Source organism: Kitasatospora sp. NPDC097605 (assembly GCF_040302725.1).
Taxonomy (GTDB): Bacteria; Actinomycetota; Actinomycetes; order Streptomycetales; family Streptomycetaceae; genus Kitasatospora.
This window is the reverse complement of the sequence record NZ_JBEOSF010000058.1, coordinates 21,616-42,718: the sequence shown is the minus strand read 5'-3', so window position 1 is coordinate 42,718 and position 21,103 is coordinate 21,616. Positions and strand designations below refer to the sequence as shown.

The 21,103-nt window shown below is 73.9% G+C and carries 13 protein-coding genes and 1 pseudogene; 7 read left to right on the top strand and 7 right to left on the bottom strand.

Annotated elements, in window-relative coordinates; translation table 11 throughout:
- Window positions 1-236: 236 nt before the first annotated feature.
- From ABTX81_RS37635 to ABTX81_RS37620, 4 genes and pseudogenes are all read right to left on the bottom strand, one after another.
- The gene (locus ABTX81_RS37635) at window positions 237-968 is read right to left on the bottom strand and encodes a nucleoside/nucleotide kinase family protein (RefSeq protein ID WP_350555080.1); all 732 of its coding nucleotides are present in this window, start codon (window positions 966-968) and stop codon (window positions 237-239) included.
- Window positions 969-981: 13 nt separating this feature from the next.
- Window positions 982-1,938, bottom strand: coding sequence for a S66 peptidase family protein (locus ABTX81_RS37630; RefSeq protein ID WP_350555078.1), 957 nt, complete (start codon window positions 1,936-1,938; stop codon window positions 982-984).
- A gap of 91 nt (window positions 1,939-2,029) precedes the next feature.
- Window positions 2,030-3,130 carry a tryptophan--tRNA ligase gene (gene trpS, locus ABTX81_RS37625; protein ID WP_350555076.1) on the bottom strand — a complete coding sequence of 367 codons (1,101 nt, stop codon included), beginning with the start codon at window positions 3,128-3,130 and terminating at the stop codon, window positions 2,030-2,032.
- 214 nt (window positions 3,131-3,344) lie between these two features.
- A pseudogene (locus ABTX81_RS37620) lies at window positions 3,345-4,874 on the bottom strand (APC family permease); the annotation flags it as partial.
- A 399-nt stretch (window positions 4,875-5,273) separates the two neighbouring features.
- On the opposite strand from ABTX81_RS37620, the gene ABTX81_RS37615 reads away from it, so the two are divergent.
- Both ABTX81_RS37615 and ABTX81_RS37610 read left to right on the top strand, forming a co-directional pair.
- Window positions 5,274-6,398 (top strand): ABC transporter substrate-binding protein, encoded by a 1,125-nt coding sequence (locus ABTX81_RS37615; RefSeq protein WP_350555074.1) that lies wholly within the window; start codon window positions 5,274-5,276, stop codon window positions 6,396-6,398.
- Between the two features lie 172 nt (window positions 6,399-6,570).
- Window positions 6,571-7,560, top strand: a complete 990-nt coding sequence (locus ABTX81_RS37610; protein ID WP_350555072.1) for a hypothetical protein — start codon at window positions 6,571-6,573, stop codon at window positions 7,558-7,560.
- A 62-nt stretch (window positions 7,561-7,622) separates the two neighbouring features.
- Here ABTX81_RS37610 and ABTX81_RS37605 read toward each other — a convergent pair whose 3' ends face one another.
- Window positions 7,623-8,165 carry an NUDIX hydrolase gene (locus ABTX81_RS37605; protein ID WP_350555070.1) on the bottom strand — a complete coding sequence of 181 codons (543 nt, stop codon included), beginning with the start codon at window positions 8,163-8,165 and terminating at the stop codon, window positions 7,623-7,625.
- Between the two features lie 189 nt (window positions 8,166-8,354).
- Here ABTX81_RS37605 and ABTX81_RS37600 point away from each other — a divergent pair, with 189 nt between their 5' ends.
- The gene (locus tag ABTX81_RS37600; RefSeq protein WP_350555068.1) at window positions 8,355-9,392 is read left to right on the top strand and encodes an ATP-grasp domain-containing protein; all 1,038 of its coding nucleotides are present in this window, start codon (window positions 8,355-8,357) and stop codon (window positions 9,390-9,392) included.
- A 63-nt stretch (window positions 9,393-9,455) separates the two neighbouring features.
- Here the strand turns inward: ABTX81_RS37600 and ABTX81_RS37595 are convergent, their stop codons facing one another.
- Window positions 9,456-13,469 (bottom strand): ABC transporter ATP-binding protein, encoded by a 4,014-nt coding sequence (locus ABTX81_RS37595; protein WP_502892947.1) that lies wholly within the window; start codon window positions 13,467-13,469, stop codon window positions 9,456-9,458.
- A 333-nt stretch (window positions 13,470-13,802) separates the two neighbouring features.
- The gene (locus ABTX81_RS37590) at window positions 13,803-14,501 is read right to left on the bottom strand and encodes an SACE_7040 family transcriptional regulator (protein ID WP_350555066.1); all 699 of its coding nucleotides are present in this window, start codon (window positions 14,499-14,501) and stop codon (window positions 13,803-13,805) included.
- 134 nt (window positions 14,502-14,635) lie between these two features.
- Here ABTX81_RS37590 and ABTX81_RS37585 point away from each other — a divergent pair, with 134 nt between their 5' ends.
- The 4 genes from ABTX81_RS37585 to ABTX81_RS37570 all read left to right on the top strand — a co-directional run bounded on the left by ABTX81_RS37585 (window position 14,636) and on the right by ABTX81_RS37570 (window position 21,091).
- Window positions 14,636-16,324: a carboxyl transferase domain-containing protein gene (locus tag ABTX81_RS37585; protein WP_350555064.1), complete on the top strand. Its 1,689-nt coding sequence runs from the start codon at window positions 14,636-14,638 to the stop codon at window positions 16,322-16,324.
- Between the two features lie 113 nt (window positions 16,325-16,437).
- Window positions 16,438-18,768, top strand: coding sequence for an acetyl/propionyl/methylcrotonyl-CoA carboxylase subunit alpha (locus ABTX81_RS37580; protein WP_350555062.1), 2,331 nt, complete (start codon window positions 16,438-16,440; stop codon window positions 18,766-18,768).
- Complete coding sequence (locus tag ABTX81_RS37575; protein WP_502892946.1) at window positions 18,765-19,784, top strand: hydroxymethylglutaryl-CoA lyase; 1,020 nt, start codon at window positions 18,765-18,767, stop codon at window positions 19,782-19,784. The genes ABTX81_RS37580 and ABTX81_RS37575 overlap by 4 nt, the downstream gene beginning before the upstream one ends.
- A 116-nt stretch (window positions 19,785-19,900) precedes the next feature.
- A complete protein-coding gene (locus tag ABTX81_RS37570) occupies window positions 19,901-21,091 on the top strand; it encodes an acyl-CoA dehydrogenase family protein (RefSeq protein WP_350555060.1) in 1,191 nt (396 codons plus the stop codon).
- Window positions 21,092-21,103 lie beyond the last annotated feature (12 nt).

The window sequence follows — 21,103 nt, the reverse complement described above, 5'->3', positions numbered from 1 at the left end:
GTCTTCTGCGGCTTGACGCCCCGTCCGACGTTTCAAACTCTAGCCGATCCCCGCTCCGAAAAGCGAATCCGGCCGCAATCCCCGAAAACAGGCACGACAAATAAACCCTGAGCCGGAACGCCTCGAAAAGACAACGAAGCGCCTCGGCCCGTAACCGGGAAGAGGTGGTGTTTCAGAGGATTGGCCGCCCCGGGACCGTCCGCGCAGACGCGTGTCCGGTGCTCCCAGCCGAGCGACTAGGAAACACTACGCCCATTCGGAGGCGAAGGCAAACGGTCTACTCGGACGATGCGGGTGCAGACCGCCCGGCCGGCCTTCACGTACTCGCCGTTGGGGTGGTCGTTGCCGGTGACCCAGTGGCGGGCGGTGGCCTCGTCGCGCCCGCCGGCGCGGTGTCGGTCGAGGAGGCGGGCCTCGCGGACGGTGTCGTCGGTGTCGATGTACCAGAGTTCGCGCAGCAGGTGCCGGGCCTCCGGCCAGGGGTGGTCGGCGGCCGCGAGGTAGTTGCCCTCGGTGATGACGAGCCGGGTGTGCGGGTGGACCACGTGCCGGGCGGCGACCGGTTCGTCGAGGTCGCGGTCGAAGTCGGGGACGTAGATGTCCTGGAAACGCTCGGTCGCGACCCGGCGCAGCAGGGCGATGTAGCCGTGGGCGTCGAAGGTCGCGGGTGCGCCCTTGCGGTGGCCGAGGCCGAGGCGGTCGAGCTGGGCCGCGGAGAGGTGGAAACCGTCCAGGGGGAGGTAGGCGGCGCTGCCCGGCCCCGCGTGGCGCTCGACCTCGGTGACGAGGTGCCGCGCCAGGGTGGACTTGCCGGCGCCGGGCGGGCCGGCGAGTCCGAGGATGGTGCGGGCGTTGCTGCCGGGGCCTCGCAGCAGGCCGAGGGCGAGGGCCGTCAGGCTTTCCGCGTCGAGGCTGTCCGCGTCGAGGTGGGCCCCGGTGGATGGGGCCGTGGAGCGGTCCGCGTTCATGGGCGCACCCTACTCAGCGTTCGGCGAGGGCGGGGAGGTCCAGGGTGAGGGTGCCGGCGTCGGCGTCGAGCAGGGCGGGAACGCCGAGCGGGACCGTCAGCGCGGAGCGGCAGTGGCCGAAGCCGAGTTCCCAGACGATCGGTATGCCGAGCGGGCCGAGGCGGTCGAGCATCACGTCCCGGACCCGGTCGAGCGGGCCGCAGCCCTCCCAGGAGCCGAGGGCGATGCCGGTGACGCCGTCGAAGGCGCCGGAGCGCAGCAGCTGGGTGAGGAGGCGGTCGAGCTGGTAGAGGTGCTCGTTGACGTCCTCGAGGATCAGGATGCTGCCGGCGTAGGAGGGGCGGGCGGTGGGGGTGCCGCGTTCGGCGGTGAGGACGTGGGTGCAGCCGCCGGCGGTGACGCCGTGGGCCCGGCCGGGGACGAGGGGGGTGGCGGTGGCCGAGGTGAGGACCGTCGTGGCGGCGGGGTCGAAGAGGGTGCGGCGCAGGTGTTCGGCGGTGGGGCCGTCCTCGACGAAGGCGGCCGTGGCGCTCATCGGTCCGTAGAGGGTGGCGAGGCCGAGGTTCCGGGCGAAGGCCTCGTGCAGGGAGGAGACGTCGCTGTAGCCGACCAGCACCTTGGGCGGGGCGGTGCGCAGGGCGTCCCAGTCGAGGAGGTCGACCATGCGGTGGACGCCGTAGCCGCCGCGGGCGCAGATGACGGCGTTGACGGTGGGGTCGAGCCAGGCGGCCTGGAGGTCGGCGGCGCGGTCGGCGTCGGTGCCGGCGAGGTGGCCGAGGACGGGGTGGGTGTCGAGGACGTGCGGGGCGATGGTGACCCGCAGGTCCCAGGAGCGCAGGAGGGCGGCGCCGGCGGCGAGTCGCCCGGGGTCGATGGGGCCGCTGGTGGCGACCACGGCGACGTGGTCCCCGGGGCGGAGGTGGGGCGGGCGGGTCAGTCCTCGGCCGGGGGTGGTCGGGTGCTGGTCCATGGCCGGGTTCCTTCCGGGGCGTGGCCGCGGGGGCGGGGTGGTCTCGGGGCCGGTGCGCGACCGGCCCCGAGAGGTTATGCCCCTGACGCGTTCACAGCGATCCCATGACCTCGCGCACTTCGGCGAGGGTGGCGTCGGCGATCCGGTTGGCGCGTTCGGCGCCGGTGCGCAGGACGTCGCGGAGGTGGCCGCGGTCGGCGGCGAGTTCGGCGCGGCGGGCGCGGATCGGGCGGAAGTGCTCGTTGACGGCCTCGGTGACCGTGCGCTTGAGCGTGGCGGCGCCGCCGTCGCCGATCTCCTCGGCGACCTCCTCGGGGGCGCGGTCCTGGCAGAGGGCGGCGAGCAGGACGAGGTTGGAGACCTCGGGGCGGGTGGCGGGGTCGTAGGTGATGCGGCGGTCGGTGTCGGTCTTGGCGCCCTTGAGGAGGCGCGCGGTGGTGTCCTCGTCGGCGGCGAGCGGGATGGAGTTGCCGCGGCTCTTGCTCATCTTGCCGCCGTCGGTGCCGAGGAGCAGCGGGGCGGCGCCCAGCAGGGCCCGGGGGCGGGGGAAGACGGTGGTGCCGTCGGGGTGCGGGTAGCGCTCGTTGAACCGGCGGGCGACGGTGCGGGTGACTTCCAGGTGGGGCAGCTGGTCCTTGCCGACGGGGACCAGGTCGGCCTTGCAGAAGAGGATGTCGGCGGCCTGGTGGACGGGGTAGGTGAGCATCAGTCCGTTGACGGCGGCCTGGCTGGAGTGGGCGATCTCGTCCTTGACGGTGGGGTTGCGGTGGAGTTCGGCGACGCTGACCAGGCTGAGGAAGGGCAGCAGCAACTGGTTGAGCGCGGGGACGGCGCTGTGGGTGAAGATCGTGGCGCGGTCGGCGTCGATGCCGGTGGCGAGGTAGTCGAGGACGAGGTTCTCGGTGTGTTCGGCGAGGCGGTCGGCGACGTCCCGGTCGGTGATGACCTGGTAGTCGGGGATGACCAGGAACATCTCGACGCCCAGGCGCTGGAGGCGGACGCGGTTGCGGAGGCTGCCGAAGTAGTGGCCGAGGTGGAGCGGGCCGGTGGGACGGTCGCCGGTGAGGACGCGGTGGGCGGCCGGGTCGCGGCGGACGCTCTCGTCGAGGGCGGCGAGGTCCGCGAGGTCCGCATGGTCGTCGGGCTCGGCCTGGTCGGGCCGGTCGGCGACGGTGGTGGTGGTCGTGGTCACGGGGTTTCTCCTCGGTACGGCGGTGGTGGCGGCCGTCCGGGGCTCGGGGCCCGTCCCGTCGGAGAAACGCAGCAGGGCCGTCCATCCCGGACGGCCCTGGTCAGGCGTGGCTGGTGGCCGTCCTAGGACGGCCACCAGCTGAGACCTGCGAAGCGCTTCATGGTTCGAGGATAGCGGGTCCGTTCGGGCCCGCCGTCGGTTTCCCCGGTGGTGGTCAGTCCTCGACGACGAGGGCGGGGGTGTCCTTGCGGAGCGTCTCGCCGCGGAAGAACGCCGGCCGGTACACGCCGTAGACGACCATGAGGACGGCGCCGAGCAGCAGGATGCCGACGCCGATGACGAACACCGAGCCGATGCCGAAGACGGCGCCGCTGCCGTACTCCGGGTCCCAGGCGTCGGTGAGGGTCTGCAGGAAGACGCCGCTGAGCAGGATGCCGCCGAGCAGCGGGGCGATGCCCTTGACGACGAGGTCGCGCAGGCTGTCGCGGAGCGAGCGGCGGAAGTACCAGACGCAGGCGAAGGCGGTGAGCGCGTAGTAGAAGCAGATCATCAGGCCGAGGGCCAGGATGGTGTCCTGGACGACGTTCTCGCTGATCACGCTCATGCCGACGTAGAAGGCGGCGGTGGCGATGCCGGCGGCGACGGTGGCGAAGCCGGGGGTGCGGTAGCGCGGGTGGACGGTGCCGAAGCGCGGCGGCACGGCCCGGTAGGCGCTCATCGCGAGCAGGGTGCGGGCGACCGGGATGAAGGTGGTCTGCAGGCTGGCGGCGGCGCTGGCGACGACGGCCACGAAGAGCAGGATGCTCCACGGGGAGCCGAGCACCGGGCGGGCCAGGGCGGCGAAGACGTTGTCGGCGGTGCCGGGGTTGCCGAGGCCGGTGCCGGTGGTGCCGACGCCGGCGAACATCTGGGCGGCGATGGCGACCAGCAGGTAGGAGCCGACCAGGGTGACCATCGAGATCATGGCGGCCCGGCCGGGGGTCTTGGCGCTGCCGCTGGTCTCCTCGTTCATGGTGAGGCAGGTGTCCCAGCCCCAGTACATGAAGATCGACAGGGACAGGCCGGCGGTGAACGCGCTGAACGAGCTCACTTCGAGCGGGTTGAGCCAGGAGGCGGAGAAGCCGATCGAGTCGGGCAGGTCGCCGGCGGCGGCCTTGGCGATGGCGATGCCGGAGAACAGCAGCAGGACGGCGAGCTGCAGGCCGACCAGGCTGTACTGGAACCACTTGGTGGCCGTCATGCCGCGATAGCTCATCGCGGTGGCGGCGGCGATCAGCACGACGACGGTGGCCAGGTGGACGGCCTTGTTGTCGTTGAGGTCGGCGACGGCGCCGTTGCCGGTCATCTCGCCGAGCATGAGGTACAGGAAGTCGGTGGCCACCCCGGCGAGGTTGGACAGCACGATGATCGTGGCGACCGTCAGGCCCCAGCCGGCCATCCAGCCGACCCGGGGGCCGAAGGCCTTGACCGTCCAGGTGAAGGACGTGCCGCAGTCCGGGAAGTCCTTGTTGAGCTCCTTGTACGCGAACGCGACGAGCAGCATCGGCAGGAAGCCGGCCAGGAAGACCGCGGGCATCTGGACGCCGACCGCGGTGACGGTCGGACCCAGGGTCGCGGTCAGGCAGTAGACCGGGGCGACCGTGGAGACGCCCAGGACCACGCTGCTCAGCAGGCCGACGGAGTTGCCCCGTAGGCCCTTGTCCCCCGCTGCCCCCGTCGCCCCCGCCGCACCCGGTGCGGTGCCGGGTGCTCCACCACTGGCGCCACTGACCGGGGCACCCTGCGGAGCGGCGGGCGCCGTTGCCCGGCCGCTGCTTCCGTGCTCTGAGAGCTGCTGATCAAACACCTGCGCACCCTAGGTGCGGGTACCGAAGGTTGAGTAGTCCAACCGTGGGTGATCTGAGCCACTCCCTTCGATTTGCCTGGGAGTGACCAGTTGTTACCCGGTGATGCATGGGTTGTTAAGGCGTGTACCTTTATTTCTAAGGGTTGTTACCGAATTGATTTGCCGGATATGTCTCGGTTTGAGATCTTTTGGGACCCGGTTCGACCCCCCTCGGGCGGTGCGGCGGCGAGCCCGCCGGGACCGTCGGATAGGTTTGCCTCACCTAACCCCGACGTCCCATCCGTGAAGGAGTGCCGCGTGTCCCCCACCTCCGGCCGCCCGACCGCCCCCCGCCCCGCCCGCCGCACGCTGCTCACCGCGGCCCTGACCGGCGGAGCGGTGCTCGGCCTCGGCGGGCTGCTCACCGCCTGCGGCTCGGACGGCTCCGGTTCCGGCTCCGGCGGTTCCGACGGCGGGACGGCCAAGCCCTCCGACAAGCCCTCGGGCGGCTCCACGCCGGACCAGAAGTCGGTCAAGCAGGGCGGCGACGACTACGCCGCCGTGATCGAGAAGATGAAGGGCTTCGGCACCGACGCCGCCCCCGGCGTCTACCCCCGGACCATCAAGCACGCCATGGGCGAGACCGTCATCCCCGCCAAGCCGGTCCGGGTCGTGGTCCTCGACACCGGCGAGCTCGACAACGTCGTCTCGCTCGGCGTCCAGCCGGTCGGCGTCGTCCACACCGACGGCTCCAAGACGATGCCGTCCTACCTCAAGGACAAGGCCGGCAGCCCGGCCAACGTCGGCACCATCAACAGCCTCAACCTGGAGGCCATCGCCGCGCTCAAGCCCGACCTGATCCTCGGCAGCCAGCTGCGCGCCCAGGACCAGTACGAGCAGCTCTCCAAGATCGCGCCGACCGTCTTCTCGCTGCGCCCCGGCTACCCGTGGAAGCAGAACTTCCTGCTCAACGCGACCCCGTTCGGTCTGGAGGCGGAGGCCAAGTCCCAGCTGGACGCCTACCAGGCGGCCGCCGCCGCGATCGGCGCCGGGCTCGGCGACAAGCGGCCCACCATCACTCCGCTGCGCTTCATGCCCGGCAAGACCCGGCTGTACGCGGAGCTGTCCTTCATCGGCACCATCCTCACCGACGCGCAGCTGCCGCAGCCCAAGATCATGCAGGTCAAGGAGCTCGCGGTGGAGATCAGCCCCGAGCAGATCGACAAGGCGGACGCCGACTGGGTCTTCTACGGCGTCTACGGCACGCCCAGCTCCACCAACCAGGACGCCGTGCTCGGCGGGGCGCTGTGGAAGACGCTCGGCGCGGTCAAGTCCGGGCAGGCCCGGCCGGTCCCGGACGAGACCTGGTTCCTCGGTCTCGGCGTGGCCGCGGCCAACGTCGTCCTGTCCGACCTCAAGGGCTTCGTGGCGAAGGGCGCCTGACCGGCGCTCCGGGGGGGCGAGCCGGGCCGAGCCGAGGGGGCGTCAGGACATGGGACGGGCGGGACGGATGAGGCTGGACGGTGGCGTGCGGCACAGGGGGCGGAAAGGCGCTTGGAGCAGATCGCGCGGTGCGGGAGGATCGACGGCACCGAACCCCGAAGGGCCCGTGCCGATGACCACGCTCGACCAGACCGCCGCCGACCTGCCACCGTCGGCCCCCTCCGCCGCGCCCGCGCCGCCGGCGCCCCCGTGGCCGGACGGTGACGCCGACGGTGACGGTGACGGTGGCGCCGCCGCACCGGCCGGCGGTGCGACCCGTTGCTCGATCGCGGCGGCGGGGGCCGACGGCCGGACGGGCGGCGCGGCCGGCGTGCTGCCCGGCGGTTCCGTGCCACGGCCGCGCGGCACGGGCGCCGACAGCCGTTCGGGCGGGCCGGGCCAACGCTCGGGTGACGGTCCGGGCGGTTCCGGTGCTTCTGGTGCTTCTGGTGCTTCCGGCGGGCCGGAGGGCGTCGGTGGCGGCGAGGGCTTCGTCCGGCTCCAGCAGCGGCCGGCCGCCCAGGACCGGACCGTCCCCGTGCTGCGGGCGGCCCGGGAGGAGTTGCGCACCGTCGTCACCCGGCGGCCGGCGCCGTCGCGCCGGCTGCGCCGGATGCACCCGCAGGCGGCCGGTACCGCCGGGCCGGACTCCGCGCGCACCGGCCAGGTGCCGGCGGACGTGCCGACCGTCCCCGCGCCGCGCGCCGGGGACGACGGCCCGACCGGCACCGGTGCGCGGACGCCGGCGGGTACCGAGGCGCCGCTGGGCGTCCTGATCGGCGGCACCCCGCACCTGCCGGAGGCCGCGGGACGCCCCGGGTCGGTCGGGCTGCCCGGGCGTGGCGAGGAGCGACCGGCCGTGCGGGCCACCGCCGAACTCGTCCGGATCGGCCGGGGGACCTGTCTGGTGGTGCTGCCCGCCTGGCGGCCCGCGATCGCCGTGTCGGTGCCGACCGAGCACCTGCTGAGCGCCACCGGCCTCGCCTACGAGCGGCTGGCCGGGGCGCGGCTCTCCGTCGTGATCAACCCGGGCGCGCTGCACGACCGGGAGCTGGAACTGCGGGACTGGCAGGCCGGTCCGCCCGGGCGGGCGGGTCGGCGCGGCGGGCGGCGGGCGGTCTAGGAGCGGGCGGTCCAGCTAGGAGCGGGCTGTTCGGGGGCGAGGCCGTTCGGGGGCGGGGCTGTTCAGGACCGGGCGGGCCGCGGCCGCGCGTTCGGGAGGTAGCCGAGGTCGACGGGCTCGGGTGCGCGGCGGTCGCTGAGCCAGCCCTGCCGCACGGCCGCCAGCAGCTCGGGCAGCCGGGGCGGCGAGAGCGCGTCCGCGTTCCCGTCGGCGAGGTCCTCCGGGGTCCACCAGCGCCAGTCGAGGATCTTGTCGGCGGCGTGCATCGCGCTGACGTCGCCGACCGGGCCGCGGTGCGGGCCACTGGTGAGGTAGATGTGCTCGTGCTGGCGGACGGGTGTGCCGTGCCAGGTGAAGTCGTGTTCCCAGGTGCAGAGCAGCGGGCCGGGTTCGAGGTCGGACCAGCCGGTCTCCTCCCAGAGCTCGCGGCGCGCCCCCGTCCACGGTGTCTCGCCGGGCTCGATGCCACCGCCCGGCATGGTCCAGTGCACGCCGACCTCGCTGTTGTCCGAGCGCAGGAGGAAGACTGAGCCCCCGTCGTCCAGGACGACGGTGCGGGCCGCCTGCCGCGGGGTCCTTCGCGCGTTGCGCCACAGGTTTCGCATCGGGTCACTCTCGCAGCGGGCCGCTCCGGGCGTCGAGCGGATTGCGTCGGGCGGGCCGGGCGCGGTCGGCGGGGCTTCGCGGCGGACGGCCGGCCGGGTGCCCGGGCAGGCCCGTCCGTGCGGGTGGAGGCCTGTGACGTCGGGGTTTTGACGGCCCGCCGATCAGTCGGTGGCCGTACCCTGACGCCCATGCCCGCACCCGCCTTTCTGCTCCCCGCCCATCCCCTGGACCCGCGCCGGGTCGACCCGCAGTTCGCCTGGGAGGCCAGGCTGCTGCGTGACCTGGGCGGCGAGCAGTACCTGGTCGACCACGACGCGCTGCTCGCCGGGGACGCCCACGCGGCCGTCCGCCTCGTGCCGGCGGGGCGCGGGCCGCTCTGGTACCGGGGGTGGATGCTCCCCTCCCGGCGCTACGCGGAGTTCGCCGCCGCCCTGTCGGAGCGCGGCGGGCAGCTGCTGACCAGTCCGCCCGGGTACGCCTCGGCCCATGAACTGCCGGGCTGGTACGAGGTGTTCGAGGGCGCCACGCCGCAGAGCGCGTGGCTGCCGCTGGCGGGCGCGGGCGGTGGGGGCGGGGTCGAGCCGCCCGGCGCGGAGCGGTTGGCACCGGCGGTCGCCCGGCTGGGCGGGCAGGGGCCGGCGATCGTCAAGGACTATGTGAAGTCCCGTAAGCACGAGTGGGACGAGGCCTGTTACATCCCCGAGTTGGCGGATCTGCCGGCCGTGGAGCGGGTGGTCGCGCGGTTCGTGGAGCTGCAGGCCGAACATCTGGCGGGCGGTGTGGTGCTGCGGCGGTTCGAGGAGTACACCCGGGTGGAGTGGGACACCCGCGGCGCCCCGTCCGGCGGCGGTTCCGGGGACGGTGACGGCGGCGGTTCCGGGGACGGTGACGGTCGTGGTTCCGGTTCCGGGGACGCTTCGGGCGGGCGGCGGGAGGCGGGCCGGGACGGGCGGCGGCGGGCGGTGGAGGCCCGGGTGTGGTGGCTGGACGGCGAGCCGGTGCTGGTCGGACCGCACCCGGACCTGCCCGGCTGCCCGGCCGCTCCCGACCTGTCCGTGGTCCGGCCGCTGGTGCGGGCGCTGGGCTGCCGCTTCGTCACCACCGACCTCGCCGAGCGGGCCGACGGCTCCGGCTGGCGGGTGGTCGAGGTCGGGGACGGCCAGGTGAGCGAGCTGCCCCGGGGGATCGATCCCTCGGGGCTGCTGATCGCGCTGCTCGCGGCGTGACCGGGGCGGCGGGGCCGGGGCGGACGGCGGGACCGTTTCCGGTCCCGCCGCCCAACGGTCCGGTCAGCCGATGATCACATCCGCGGCCGGTACGGCGGCGCCGCCGCTCCTGCCGTGGCCCTCCGCCACGAACGCCTGCCAGAGCCGGGTGTACGCGCCGCCCCGGGCGAGCAGTTCGGCGTGGGTGCCGTCCTCGACCACCCGGCCGTGGTCCAGGACCACGACCCGGTCGGCGCGCTCGGCGGTGGTCAGCCGGTGGGCGATGACCAGCGTGGTGCGGCCGCCGCTGAGCCGGTCCGCGGCGTGGTTGACGGCCGCCTCGGTGGCCAGGTCGAGGGCCGCGGTGGCCTCGTCCAGCAGCAGGATGTCCGGATCGACCAGCTCCGCCCGGGCCAGCGCGATCAGCTGGCGCTGGCCCGCCGAGAGGTTCCGTCCCCGGCCCGCGACCTCGTGGTCGTAGCCGCCGGACAGCCGGACGATCATGTCGTGCGCGCCGACCGCCCGGGCCGCCACCTCCACCTCGGCCGCCGAGGCGTCGGGGCGGCCGTAGGCGATCGCCTCGCGGACCGTCCCGGCGAACAGGTAGGCCTCCTGCGGCACCACGCCGAGCCGGTGCCGGTACTGCGCGAGGTCGTAGCGGGTCAGGTCCACGCCGTCGACCCGCACGGTGCCGGCCGTCGCGTCGTAGAACCGGGCGACCAGCTTGACCAGGGTCGACTTGCCGGCGCCCGTCTCGCCGACCAGTGCCACCGTCTGCCCGGCGGGGATCCGCAGGCTGACGTCGGTGAGCACGTCCGGGGCGCCGTCCGCGCCGCCGTTGTAGGCGAAGCCGACCCGGTCGAACTCGATCTCGCCGCGCAGTCCGGCCGGGACCGGCACCGGGTCGGCGGCCTGTGCGGTGCTGGTCGGGGTGCGCAGCAGTTCGCGGGTGCGGCCCAGGCCCACCGCCGCCTGCTGGTAGCCGTCGAAGATCTGGGAGAGCTGGTTGACCGGTGCGAAGAACAGGTCGATGTAGAGCAGGTACGCCACCAGCGCGCCGACGGTGAGCGTCCCGGCGTCCACCCGCGAGGCGCCGACGATCAGCACCAGCGCGGCGGCCACGCTGGAGAGGAACTGCACGAAGGGGAAGTACAGCGAGATGTAGAGCTGGGCGCGGACGCGGGCGTCCCGGTAGGCGAGGCCGCGGGCGACGAAGCGGTCGGTGTTGGTGTCCAGCCGGCGGAACGCCTGGACGATCCGCATGCCGGCCACGTTCTCCTGCAGGTCGGCGTTGACGGTGCTGATGAGGTCCCGGGAGATCTCGTACTGGGCCTTGGACTTGCGGCGGAAGACCAGGGTCGCCACCACCAGCAGCGGCAGGACGGCGAAGACCGCGAGGGCGAGTCCGGCGTCGATGACCAGCAGGGCCGCCAGGATGCCGAGGAAGGTCAGCAGGCTGACCACGGCCGTGACCACGCCGGTCTGGAGGAACGAGGTGAGCGAGTCCAGGTCGGTGGTCATCCGGGTCATGATCCGGCCGGACAGCTCGCGTTCGTAGTAGTCGAGGCCGAGCCGGTTGAGGTGGGCGAAGATCTTGAGCCGGAGCGTGTAGAGCACCCGTTCGCCGGTGCGGCCGCTGACCCGGTTCTCGGCGCTCTGCACCAGCCAGTCCAGCAGGACGATCGCCAGGGCGGCGAGCGAGGCGACGGTGACGCCGGTCATGACGCCCTTGCTGACGCCGTCGTCGATGCCGTGCCGGATCAGGATCGGCAGGACCAGGGCGGCGCCCGCGTCCAGGGAGACCAGCAGCAGCGCGAGGGCGAGCGGCGCGCGGAAGGGGCGCAGCAGGCGGCGGAGGCTGAAGTCGGGGTCGCCCCGTTCGGCCTCGGCGCGGGGGATCGCCGGGGTGTCGGTGGCCGGGGGGAGGTCGGCGACCTTGGCGAGCAGGTCGGGGGCGGCGGTGCGGGCCGCCTTCTCCAGGGCCGGGGTGGGCATCGTGACGCGGGCGGGCGACGTGGCGGCGGGCGACGTGGCGGCGGGGGCCGGTTCCGCCGGGGTCGCCGGGGTTGCCGTCCCGGTCGGGTCGGCCTGGTCGGACGGGTTCACCGGGTCGGACGGCTTCGGCGCGGCGGGGGCGCGGCCGGCCTCGGGGTCGGTGATCAGGGCCCGGTACCGGGGACATCGGGCCTCGAGTTCCTCGTGCGTGCCGAGGTCGAGCAGCCGGCCGCGGTCGAGGACGGCGATCCGGTCGGCCAGCTGGAGGGTGGAGCGGCGGTGGGCGATCAGCAGCGTGGTGCGGCCGGCCATGACCGAGCGCAGCGCGTCGTGGATCTCGGCCTCGATCTGCGGGTCGACCGCCGAGGTGGCGTCGTCGAGGAGCAGGATGCGGGGGTCGGTGAGGATCGCCCGGGCCAGCGCGATGCGCTGGCGCTGGCCTCCGGAGAGGGTGAGGCCCTGCTCGCCGACCTTGGTCTCGTAGCCCTCGGGCAGGGCGCGCACGAACTCGTCGGCCTGGGCGGCGCGGGCGGCGGCGACGATCTGCTCGTCGGTGGCGTCCGGGCGTCCGTAGGCGATGTTGGTGCGGACCGTCTCGGAGAAGAGGAAGCTCTCCTCGGGCACGGTGCCGATGGCCGCGCGGACCGAGTCGAGGGTCAGGTCGCGCAGGTCGTGGCCGTAGAGGCGGACGGCTCCGGTGGCCGGGTCGTAGAAGCGCGGCACCAGCTGCGCGACGGTGGACTTGCCGGAGCCGGACGCGCCGACCAGGGCCAGGGTCTCGCCGGGCGCGAGGCGCAGGCTGAGGCCGTGCAGGACGGGCGCCGGGTGCTCGGGGTCGTAGCGGAAGCCGACCTGGTCGAACTCCAGCGCCACCTCGGTGGTGAGCGGGCCGACAAGGCGCGGGCCGGCGGTGCCGGTCGGGGCTTCGGCGGCGGGGGCGGCGGGGGCCGTGGCCGGGGTGGGGTCGAGGGTGAGGTCGAGGGCGACGGCGTCCGGACGCTCCTGGACCAGCGGGCGCTCGTCGATCAGCTGGAGCACGCGTTCGACACCGGCCCGGGCCTGCTGGCCGACCGTGATGACCATGGTCAGCATCCGGACCGGGCCGGTCATCTGCGCCACGTAGGTGGAGAAGGCGACGAAGGTGCCGAGCGTGACCCGGCCGTCGACCGCCAGCCAGCCGCCGAAGGCCAGCACCGCGACCTGGGCGAGCGCGGGGATCGCCTGCATGGCGGGGTTGTAGCGGCTGTTGAGCCGGATCGAGCGGAGGCGGGCGGCGAAGAGGTGGCGCGAGGCCGCCTCCAGCTTGTCCAGCTCCTGGGTCTCCTGGCCGAAGCCCTTGACCACGCGCACGCCGCCGATCGCCTCGTCGACCACGCCGGCGACGGCCGCGGCCTCCTGCTGGGCGGCCCAGGTGGAGGGGAAGAGGCGCTTGCGGCTGAGCACCGAGACCCACCACAGCGCCGGGGCCATGACCAGGGCGACCAGGGTGAGCGGCGGCGAGAGCCAGATCATCACGCCGAGCGACATGGCGAACATGATCAGGAAGCCGGTCATCATGGGCAGCATCGAGAGCAGCCCGTTGACCAGCTGGAGGTCGGAGGTCGCGCGGCCGACGACCTGGCCGGTGTCCAGGCGGTCCTGGCGGTGGCCGTCGAGCCTGCCGAGCGAGCGGAAGAGGTCGGCGCGCATGTCGTGCTGGACGTCGACGGCCAGCTGCCCGCCGTAGTAGCGGCGGACCTGGGTGCAGCCGAACACCACGGCGGCGGCCAGCAGCAGCACCGCGGCCCACGGCGCGAGCGGGCGGGTGTGCGCGGTGATGACGTCGTCGATGATCACCTTGGTGACCAGGGGCACCAGGGCGGTGACGGCCATGCCGAGGAGCGAGGCGCCGAAGGCGAGCAGCACGCTGCGCCGGGAGCGCCAGCAGTAGCCGAGCAGCCGCCGGAGCCAGCCCGGGCCGTCGGTGCCGTCGGTGCCGTCGCTGTCGCCGCCTTCGCCGGTGGTGGTGGCGGCGGTGGTCGTGGGCTCCGGGCCCGGTCGGGCGTGCCCGTCCCCGGACCCGCCCGGGGTGTCGGTTCGGGTGCCGCTCGGGGAAAGCTCCACCGTAGATCCGTGAGTCTCAGGCATATTTAGGGATGCTAACCATTCCGTCGGGTGGCCGCCATGGAATTTCAGGCCAGGGCGAGCCGGGGATCCCGGCCCGACGGAGGGGGCAACAGCCCGCAACCTGCGCTGATTCCCGGCGGACCGGACCGGCGCGCCCGCTACCAGGGTCGCCGACCGGCCCGGGATCGCCCACCGCCCACCGGCGCAGGGCGCCGACCTTCCTTGGTCCTAGGTCGCAGGCCCGAGCCCGCACCCGCCGGGGCCCCTCGCGGGCCTGCCGCCGCGGCCGGCTCCCCCGGACGGCGCAACGGGGTCCGGCGGGATCGGGGCTCAGGTCCGCGCGGCGGCGCCGGCCTCGGCGCGGGCGGCCTCGACGGCGGCCCGGGCGGTGTCGGCGGCGACGGCGTCGGCGGCCGCCGAGAAGGCTCCGTGCGCCAGGTCGTGCAGCAGCGCGGCCATCGCGTCACGGGCGAGCCCGGTCCGGTCGTCACCCTGCGCGGGGTTCGGCCCGTGGCTGTGCGGGGTGGAGTTGATCAGCCCGAAGACGGCGTGCACGGACGCCCGGGCGACCGGCTCGGCGGACGGGGCGGCGAGCGGCGGGTAGGCCTGGCGGACCACCTCGACCCAGAGTTCGACGTAGGCGCGCTGGAGCCGGCGGACGGTCCGGCGGTCCTCCTCGCGGAGGTTGAGCAGCTCCCGGTCGTGCAGGGTGATCAGGTCGCGGTCGTCCAGCGCGAAGTCCACATGGCCGCCGAGCAGGGCGTCCAGTGCGGCGACCGGGCCCTCGCTGCCGCCCGCCCTGCGGCGGCCCTCCTCCAGCAGCCGCTCGCTGATGCCGACGAGCAGGTCGGCGAGCATGGCGTCCTTGCCGGCGAAGTGCCGGTAGAGCCCGGGACCGCTGATCCCGACGGCCTTGCCGATCTCGTCCACGCCGACGCCGAGGAAGCCCCGGGCCGCGAACAACCGGGCGGCCTCCTTGCGGATCTGGTCGCGGCGTGGGAGCCCGGAGGCGGGTGGGACGTTCGGCATGCGGTCCATCGTAGACAGTGGGGTTATCGGTCGTTAACCTGGGCGACGGAAGTTAACGTTCATTAACGTGTGGGGGTCGCGGGCTCACCAGCCCTGCCGGCCCACCTGCCGCCGAGGGCAAGGGAGCTCTTGGGATGGTCATCTCCACCGCCGGCGCACCCACCGGCATCAACGGCGGCCCGGCGGCCGGCACCCCGGGCGCCGCCGCACCGGCACCCCGGCTCGGCACCGCCGTCGACCCCGGTTCCGAGGCGTACCGGACGAACACCGCGGCCCACCGGGCGCTGGTCGCCGAACTGCGCGAGAAGCTCGGCACGGCCGCGCTCGGCGGCGGCGCCAGGGCCCGCGCCCGGCACACCGAGCGCGGCAAGCTGCTCCCCCGCGACCGGGTGGACACCCTGCTCGACCCGGCCTCGCCGTTCCTGGAGCTGGCCCCGCTGGCGGCCGACGGGATGTACGACGGCGCCGCCCCGGCCGCCGGGGTGATCGCCGGCATCGGCCGGGTCGCCGGGCGCGAGGTGGTCGTGGTCGCCAACGACGCCACCGTCAAGGGCGGCACCTACTACCCGATGACGGTCAAGAAGCACCTGCGCGCCCAGGAGGTCGCGCTGGAGAACCGGCTCCCCTGCGTCTACCTGGTCGACTCCGGCGGCGCCTTCCTCCCGATGCAGGACGAGGTCTTCCCGGACCGCGACCACTTCGGCCGGATCTTCTACAACCAGGCCCGCCTCTCGGCCGCGGGCATCCCGCAGATCGCCGCCGTGCTCGGCTCCTGCACGGCCGGCGGCGCGTACGTCCCGGCGATGAGCGACCAGGCCGTCATCGTCCGCAACCAGGGCACCATCTTCCTCGGCGGGCCACCGCTGGTGAAGGCGGCGACCGGCGAGGTGGTGACGGCCGAGGAGCTCGGCGGCGGCGACCTGCACGCGCGGACCTCCGGCGTCACGGACCACCTGGCCGAGGACGACGCCCACGCCCTGTCCATCGTCCGCACCATCGTCGCCGGGCTCGGCCCGCGCCCGGCCCGCCCATGGCCGCTCACCCCGGCCGAGCCGCCGGCCGTCGACCCGGCCGGCCTGTATGGGGCCGTCCCGGTCGACCCGCGCACGCCCTACGACGTGCGCGAGGTGATCGCCCGGCTGGTCGACGGCAGCCGGTTCGCCGAGTTCAAGGCCGAGTACGGCGCGACCCTGGTGACCGGGTTCGCCCGGATCCACGGCCACCCCGTCGGCATCGTCGCCAACAACGGCGTGCTGTTCGCCGAGTCCGCCCTCAAGGGCGCCCACTTCATCGAGCTGTGCGACCAGCGGGGCATCCCCCTCCTCTTCCTGCAGAACATCACCGGCTTCATGGTCGGCCGGCAGTACGAGGCGGGCGGCATCGCCAAGCACGGCGCCAAGATGGTCAACGCCGTCGCCTGCACCCGCGTCCCGAAGCTGACCGTGGTGATCGGCGGCTCGTACGGAGCCGGCAACTACTCGATGTGCGGCCGGGCCTACTCACCCCGCTTCCTGTGGATGTGGCCGAACGCCAAGATCTCCGTGATGGGCGGCGAGCAGGCCGCGTCGGTGCTGGCCACCGTCCGCCGCGACCAGTTGGAGGCGCGCGGCGAGCAGTGGGCCGCCGAGGCGGAGGAGGAGTTCAAGCGCCCCGTGCGCGAGCAGTACGAGCGTCAGGGCAACGCCTACTACGCCACCGCCCGGCTCTGGGACGACGGTGTGATCGACCCGATGGACACCCGGACCGTGCTCGGCCTGGCGCTCACCGCCTGCGCCAACGCCCCGCTCCCGGCGCCCGGCCCGTTCGGCGTCTTCCGCATGTAGCGCTCCTCCCCGGGCGGCGGCCCACCTGCTCCGCCGCCCTCCCGGTGCCCGGCACCCACCCGGTGTCACCACCTCCTTCGTACGGCTCCACTCGACCCGGAGGAACGCCTCCCATGTTCGACACAGTTCTGGTCGCCAACCGCGGTGAGATCGCCGTGCGGGTGATCCGCACCCTGCGGCGGCTCGGCGTGCGCTCGGTCGCCGTGTTCAGCGACGCCGACGCCGACGCGCCGCACGTCCGCGAGGCCGACGTCGCGGTCCGGCTCGGCCCGGCCGACCGCAGCGACAGCTCCGCCGCCGAGACCTACCTGCGGACCGACCAGATCCTCGCCGCCGCCCGCCGGACCGGCGCCCAGGCCGTCCACCCCGGCTACGGCTTCCTCGCCGAGAACGCCTCCTTCGCCCGCGCCTGCGCCGACGCCGGCCTCGTCTTCATCGGACCTCCTCCCGCCGCGGTCGAGCTGATGGGTGACAAGATCAACGCCAAGGAGGCCGTCCGGGCCGCCGGCGTGCCGGTGGTTCCGGGCAGCCAGGCCACCGCGCCCACCGACGAGGATCTCGTCGCGGCCGCCGAGGGGATCGGCTACCCCGTCCTGCTCAAGCCGTCCGCCGGCGGCGGCGGCAAGGGCATGCGCCTGGTCCGCGACCCGGCCGACCTGCCGGCCGAGATCGCCGCGGCCCGGCGCGTCGCCCGCACCGCCTTCGGCGACGACACCCTGCTGCTGGAGCGCTGGATCGACCGCCCGCGCCACATCGAGGTCCAGGTGCTGGCCGACGCCCACGGCACCACCGTCCACCTCGGCGAGCGCGAGTGCAGCCTGCAGCGCCGCCACCAGAAGCTGATCGAAGAGGCTCCCTCCGTTCTCCTCAATGCCGAGACCCGCGCGGCGATGGGCGCCGCGGCCGTCCGCGCCGCCGAGTCCTGCGGCTACACCGGCGCCGGCACCGTCGAGTTCATCGTCCCCGGCGTCGGCCCCGACTCCCCCGCCGCCGACCAGGGCGTGCGGGACTTCTTCTTCATGGAGATGAACACCCGTCTCCAGGTGGAACACCCCGTCACCGAACTCGCCGTCGCCGTGGCCGCACCCCGCCCGCAGGGTTCGTCCACGTCAGGTTCGACCGCGGCCGACCCGGCCGGCCCCGCGTCCGCCGACCCCGGCGCGGACGCCGGCCGGCCCGGACGGCTGGACCTGGTCGAGTGGCAGCTGCGGATCGCCGCCGGCGAGACCCTCTCCTTCACCCAGTCCGACATCTCCTTCCAGGGCCACGCCATCGAGGCCCGGATCTGCGCCGAGGACCCGGAACGGGACTTCCTGCCCACCGGCGGACGCATCCTGCTCCTCGACGAACCGCGGGGCGAAGGCATCCGGGTGGACTCCGGAGTCGCCCCCGGAACCGTGATCACCAGCGCCTACGACCCCATGCTCGCCAAGGTCATCGCCTACGGACCCGACCGGCCGACCGCGCTGCGGCGCCTGCGCGCCGCGCTGGCCGACACCCGGATCCTCGGCGTCACCACCAACACCGGCTTCCTGCGCCGGCTCCTCGCCCACCCCGAGGTCGCCGCCGGCCGGCTCGACACCGGCCTGGTCGAGCAGACGGCGCAGCAGCAGCCCGGGCTGCTCGCCTCGCCGTACTCCCCGGCCGCCGGGACCACGCCGTCCGACGAACCCTCCGGCTCCCTGCCGCCGGAGGAACCGGCGCCCAGCCACCTCCTCTCCTACGCGGCCGCGCTCGCGCGGCACCTGGACCTCGCCCCGGCCGCCGACGCCGACGGCTGGACCGACCCGTTCTCCCTTCCCTCCGGCTGGCGCCTGGGCGGCGACCCCGCCTGGACCACCCACCGACTCCGCACCCCCGGCCAGGAACCGGTGTCGGTGAGCATCCGATCGATCACTGCGGGCAACGTAACGGACGCCACTGACAATCCGGCCGGCACCTCCCTGGAGGTCGAGATCCGGCTCGGCGCCGGCCCGGTCCGGCGGGCCCGGGCCGGCCGCTCCGGCGACCGCCTCCACCTGACCGTCGACGGCCTGCGGACGAGCTTCGCCCTCGCCGCCGACGCTCCGGCCGCACCCGCCGCCGGCCCGGTGACCTGGCTCGGCGTCGACGGCGACGCCTGGCCGGTGCACACCCACGACGCGGTCGGCGCGAGCGCCGCCGCCGGCGCCGCCCACCACGGCGCCCTGACCGCGCCGATGCCGGGCACCGTCACCGTCGTGAAGACCACGGCCGGGGAGTCGGTCCGCAAGGGCCAGCCCCTGCTCGTCCTGGAGGCCATGAAGATGGAACACGTGATCGCCGCCCCGCACGACGGCACGGTGAGCGAGCTGCGGGCCACCGCCGGCGCCACCGTGGCGATGGAGGAGCTGCTGGTCGTGGTGACCCCCGCCGAGGCCGACGCGGACGCCCCTGCCGAGGCCGACGCGGCGGTGCGGTCGTGACCGCCCCCGCGCGGAGAGGCGCCGGCCCGGCCCGCGAACCGGACGCCCTCGACCTGGGCCTGCCGGACCCGGTCCGCGCCCCCGGCCTGCCCGAGGAGGTGCGGATCCACGAGGTCGGCCCGCGCGACGGCCTGCAGAACGAGGGCGCGCTCGTCCCCGTCGAGGTCAAGGCCGAGTTCATCGCCCGGCTCGCGGCCGCCGGCCTGCGCACCGTCGAGGCCACCAGCTTCGTTCACCCGAAGTGGGTACCCCAGCTCGCCGATGCCGAGGAACTGATGCCCCGGCTCGGCGGTCTGCCGGAGCGCCACCCGGGCCTGCGTCTGCCGGTGCTGGTGCCCAACGAGCGCGGCCTGGACCGCGCGCTCGCCCACCACGCCACCGACGTCGCGGTCTTCGCCAGCGCCACCGAGACCTTCGCCCGCCGCAACCTCAACCGCTCGGCGGACGAGGCGATGGCGATGTTCCGCCCCGTGGTGGAACGGGCCGCGGCGGCCGGTGTCCCGGTCCGCGGCTACCTGTCGATGTGCTTCGGCGACCCCTGGGAGGGGCCGGTCCCGGTCGCCCAGGTGGTCCGCTTCGGGGTCGGACTGCTGGAGATGGGCTGCGCCGAGCTGAGCCTCGGCGACACCATCGGCGTGGCCACCCCCGGCCAGGTCACCGCCCTGCTCGACGGGTTCGCCGCGGCGGGGGTGCCGGCCGGCCGGCTCGCCGTGCACTTCCACGACACCTACGGCCAGGCACTCAGCAACACGCTCGCGGCCCTGCGCTCCGGGGTCACCACCGTGGACGCCTCGGCCGGCGGGCTGGGCGGCTGCCCCTACGCCAAGAGCGCCACCGGCAACCTGGCCACCGAGGACCTGGTGTGGATGTTGCACGGACTCGGCATCCGGACCGGTGTCGACCTGCGCGCGCTGGTCGCCACCAGCGGTTGGATGGCGCGCCGGCTCGGCAGACCGAGCCCTTCCCGCACGGTCCAGGCCCTGCTCGGCACCACGCCCGCCGGATCACCGGACTGACCTCCGCCGAGACCGCTCCTCATGTCCGTCCGCTCATCAGACCGCCCGCCACACCAGCACGGCGGCGGTCGTACCGACCACGCCCGCGCCCACCGGCGGGGCCCAGGAGGATCACCATGCTCGACCACCGGTTGAACACCGAGCACGAGGAACTGCGGCGCACCGTGGCCGAATTCGCCCAGGACGTGGTGGCGCCGAAGATCGGCGAGTACTACGAGCAGGGCGAGTTCCCGTACGAGATCGTGCGGGAGATGGGGCGGATGGGCCTGTTCGGCCTGCCGTTCCCGGAGGAGTACGGCGGCATGGGCGGCGACTACTTCGCGCTCTGCCTGGCGCTGGAGGAGCTGGCCCGGGTCGACTCCTCGGTCGCGATCACCCTGGAGGCGGCGGTCTCGCTCGGCGCGATGCCCGTCTACCGCTTCGGCACCGAGGAGCAGAAGCGCGAGTGGCTGCCCCGGCTGACCTCGGGCGAGATGCTCGGCGCGTTCGGCCTGACCGAGCCCGAGGGCGGCTCCGACGCCGGGGCGACCCGCACCACCGCGCGGTACGACGAGGCCACCGACGAGTGGGTGATCAACGGCACCAAGTGCTTCATCACCAACTCCGGCACCGACATCACCGGTCTGGTCACCGTCACCGCGCTCACCGAACCGATCGCTCGTTCGAGTGAAGAGGCCGAATTCTCCTCGCCACGGCGGGAAATCTCCTCCATCATCGTGCCCACCGGGACCCCGGGGTTCCAGGTGTCGAAGAAGTACTCGAAGGTCGGATGGAACGCATCCGACACCCGCGAACTGTCCTTTACCGACTGCCGCGTCCCCGCGGCCAACCTGCTGGGCGAGCGAGGTCGCGGCTACGCCCAGTTCCTGCGGATCCTCGACGAGGGCCGCATCGCGATCGCCGCTCTGGCCACCGGCCTGGCCCAGGGCTGCGTCGACCAGTCCGTCTCGTACGCCGGTACGCGCCGCGCCTTCGGCCGGCCGATCGGCGCCAACCAGGCCATCCAGTTCAAGCTCGCCGACATGGAGATGCGCGCCCACACCGCCCGCCTCGCCTGGCGGGACGCCGCGTCCCGGCTGCTGCACTCGGAACCGTTCAAGAAGGAGGCCGCGATCGCCAAGCTGTACTCGTCGGAGGCCGCCGTCGACAACGCCCGCGAGGCGACCCAGATCCACGGCGGGTACGGCTTCATGAACGAATTCCCGGTCGCCCGCTTCTGGCGGGACTGCAAGATCCTGGAAATCGGCGAAGGCACCTCGGAGGTCCAGCGGATGCTCATCGCGCGAGAGCTCGGCGTCACCTCCTGAGGCTGCCCGGGC

Excerpts from the sequence above, each read along its gene's own strand:
- ABTX81_RS37635 (WP_350555080.1), bottom strand. The coding sequence starts at position 968 with ATGAACGCGGACCGCTCCACGGCCCCATCCACCGGGGCCCACCTCGAC.
- ABTX81_RS37630 (WP_350555078.1), bottom strand. The coding sequence starts at position 1,938 with ATGGACCAGCACCCGACCACCCCCGGCCGAGGACTGACCCGCCCGCCC.
- ABTX81_RS37610 (WP_350555072.1), top strand. The coding sequence starts at position 6,571 with ATGACCACGCTCGACCAGACCGCCGCCGACCTGCCACCGTCGGCCCCC.
- ABTX81_RS37605 (WP_350555070.1), bottom strand. The coding sequence starts at position 8,165 with ATGCGAAACCTGTGGCGCAACGCGCGAAGGACCCCGCGGCAGGCGGCC.
- ABTX81_RS37600 (WP_350555068.1), top strand. The coding sequence starts at position 8,355 with ATGCCCGCACCCGCCTTTCTGCTCCCCGCCCATCCCCTGGACCCGCGC.
- ABTX81_RS37590 (WP_350555066.1), bottom strand. The coding sequence starts at position 14,501 with ATGCCGAACGTCCCACCCGCCTCCGGGCTCCCACGCCGCGACCAGATC.
- ABTX81_RS37585 (WP_350555064.1), top strand. The coding sequence starts at position 14,636 with ATGGTCATCTCCACCGCCGGCGCACCCACCGGCATCAACGGCGGCCCG.
- ABTX81_RS37580 (WP_350555062.1), top strand. The coding sequence starts at position 16,438 with ATGTTCGACACAGTTCTGGTCGCCAACCGCGGTGAGATCGCCGTGCGG.
- ABTX81_RS37570 (WP_350555060.1), top strand. The coding sequence starts at position 19,901 with ATGCTCGACCACCGGTTGAACACCGAGCACGAGGAACTGCGGCGCACC.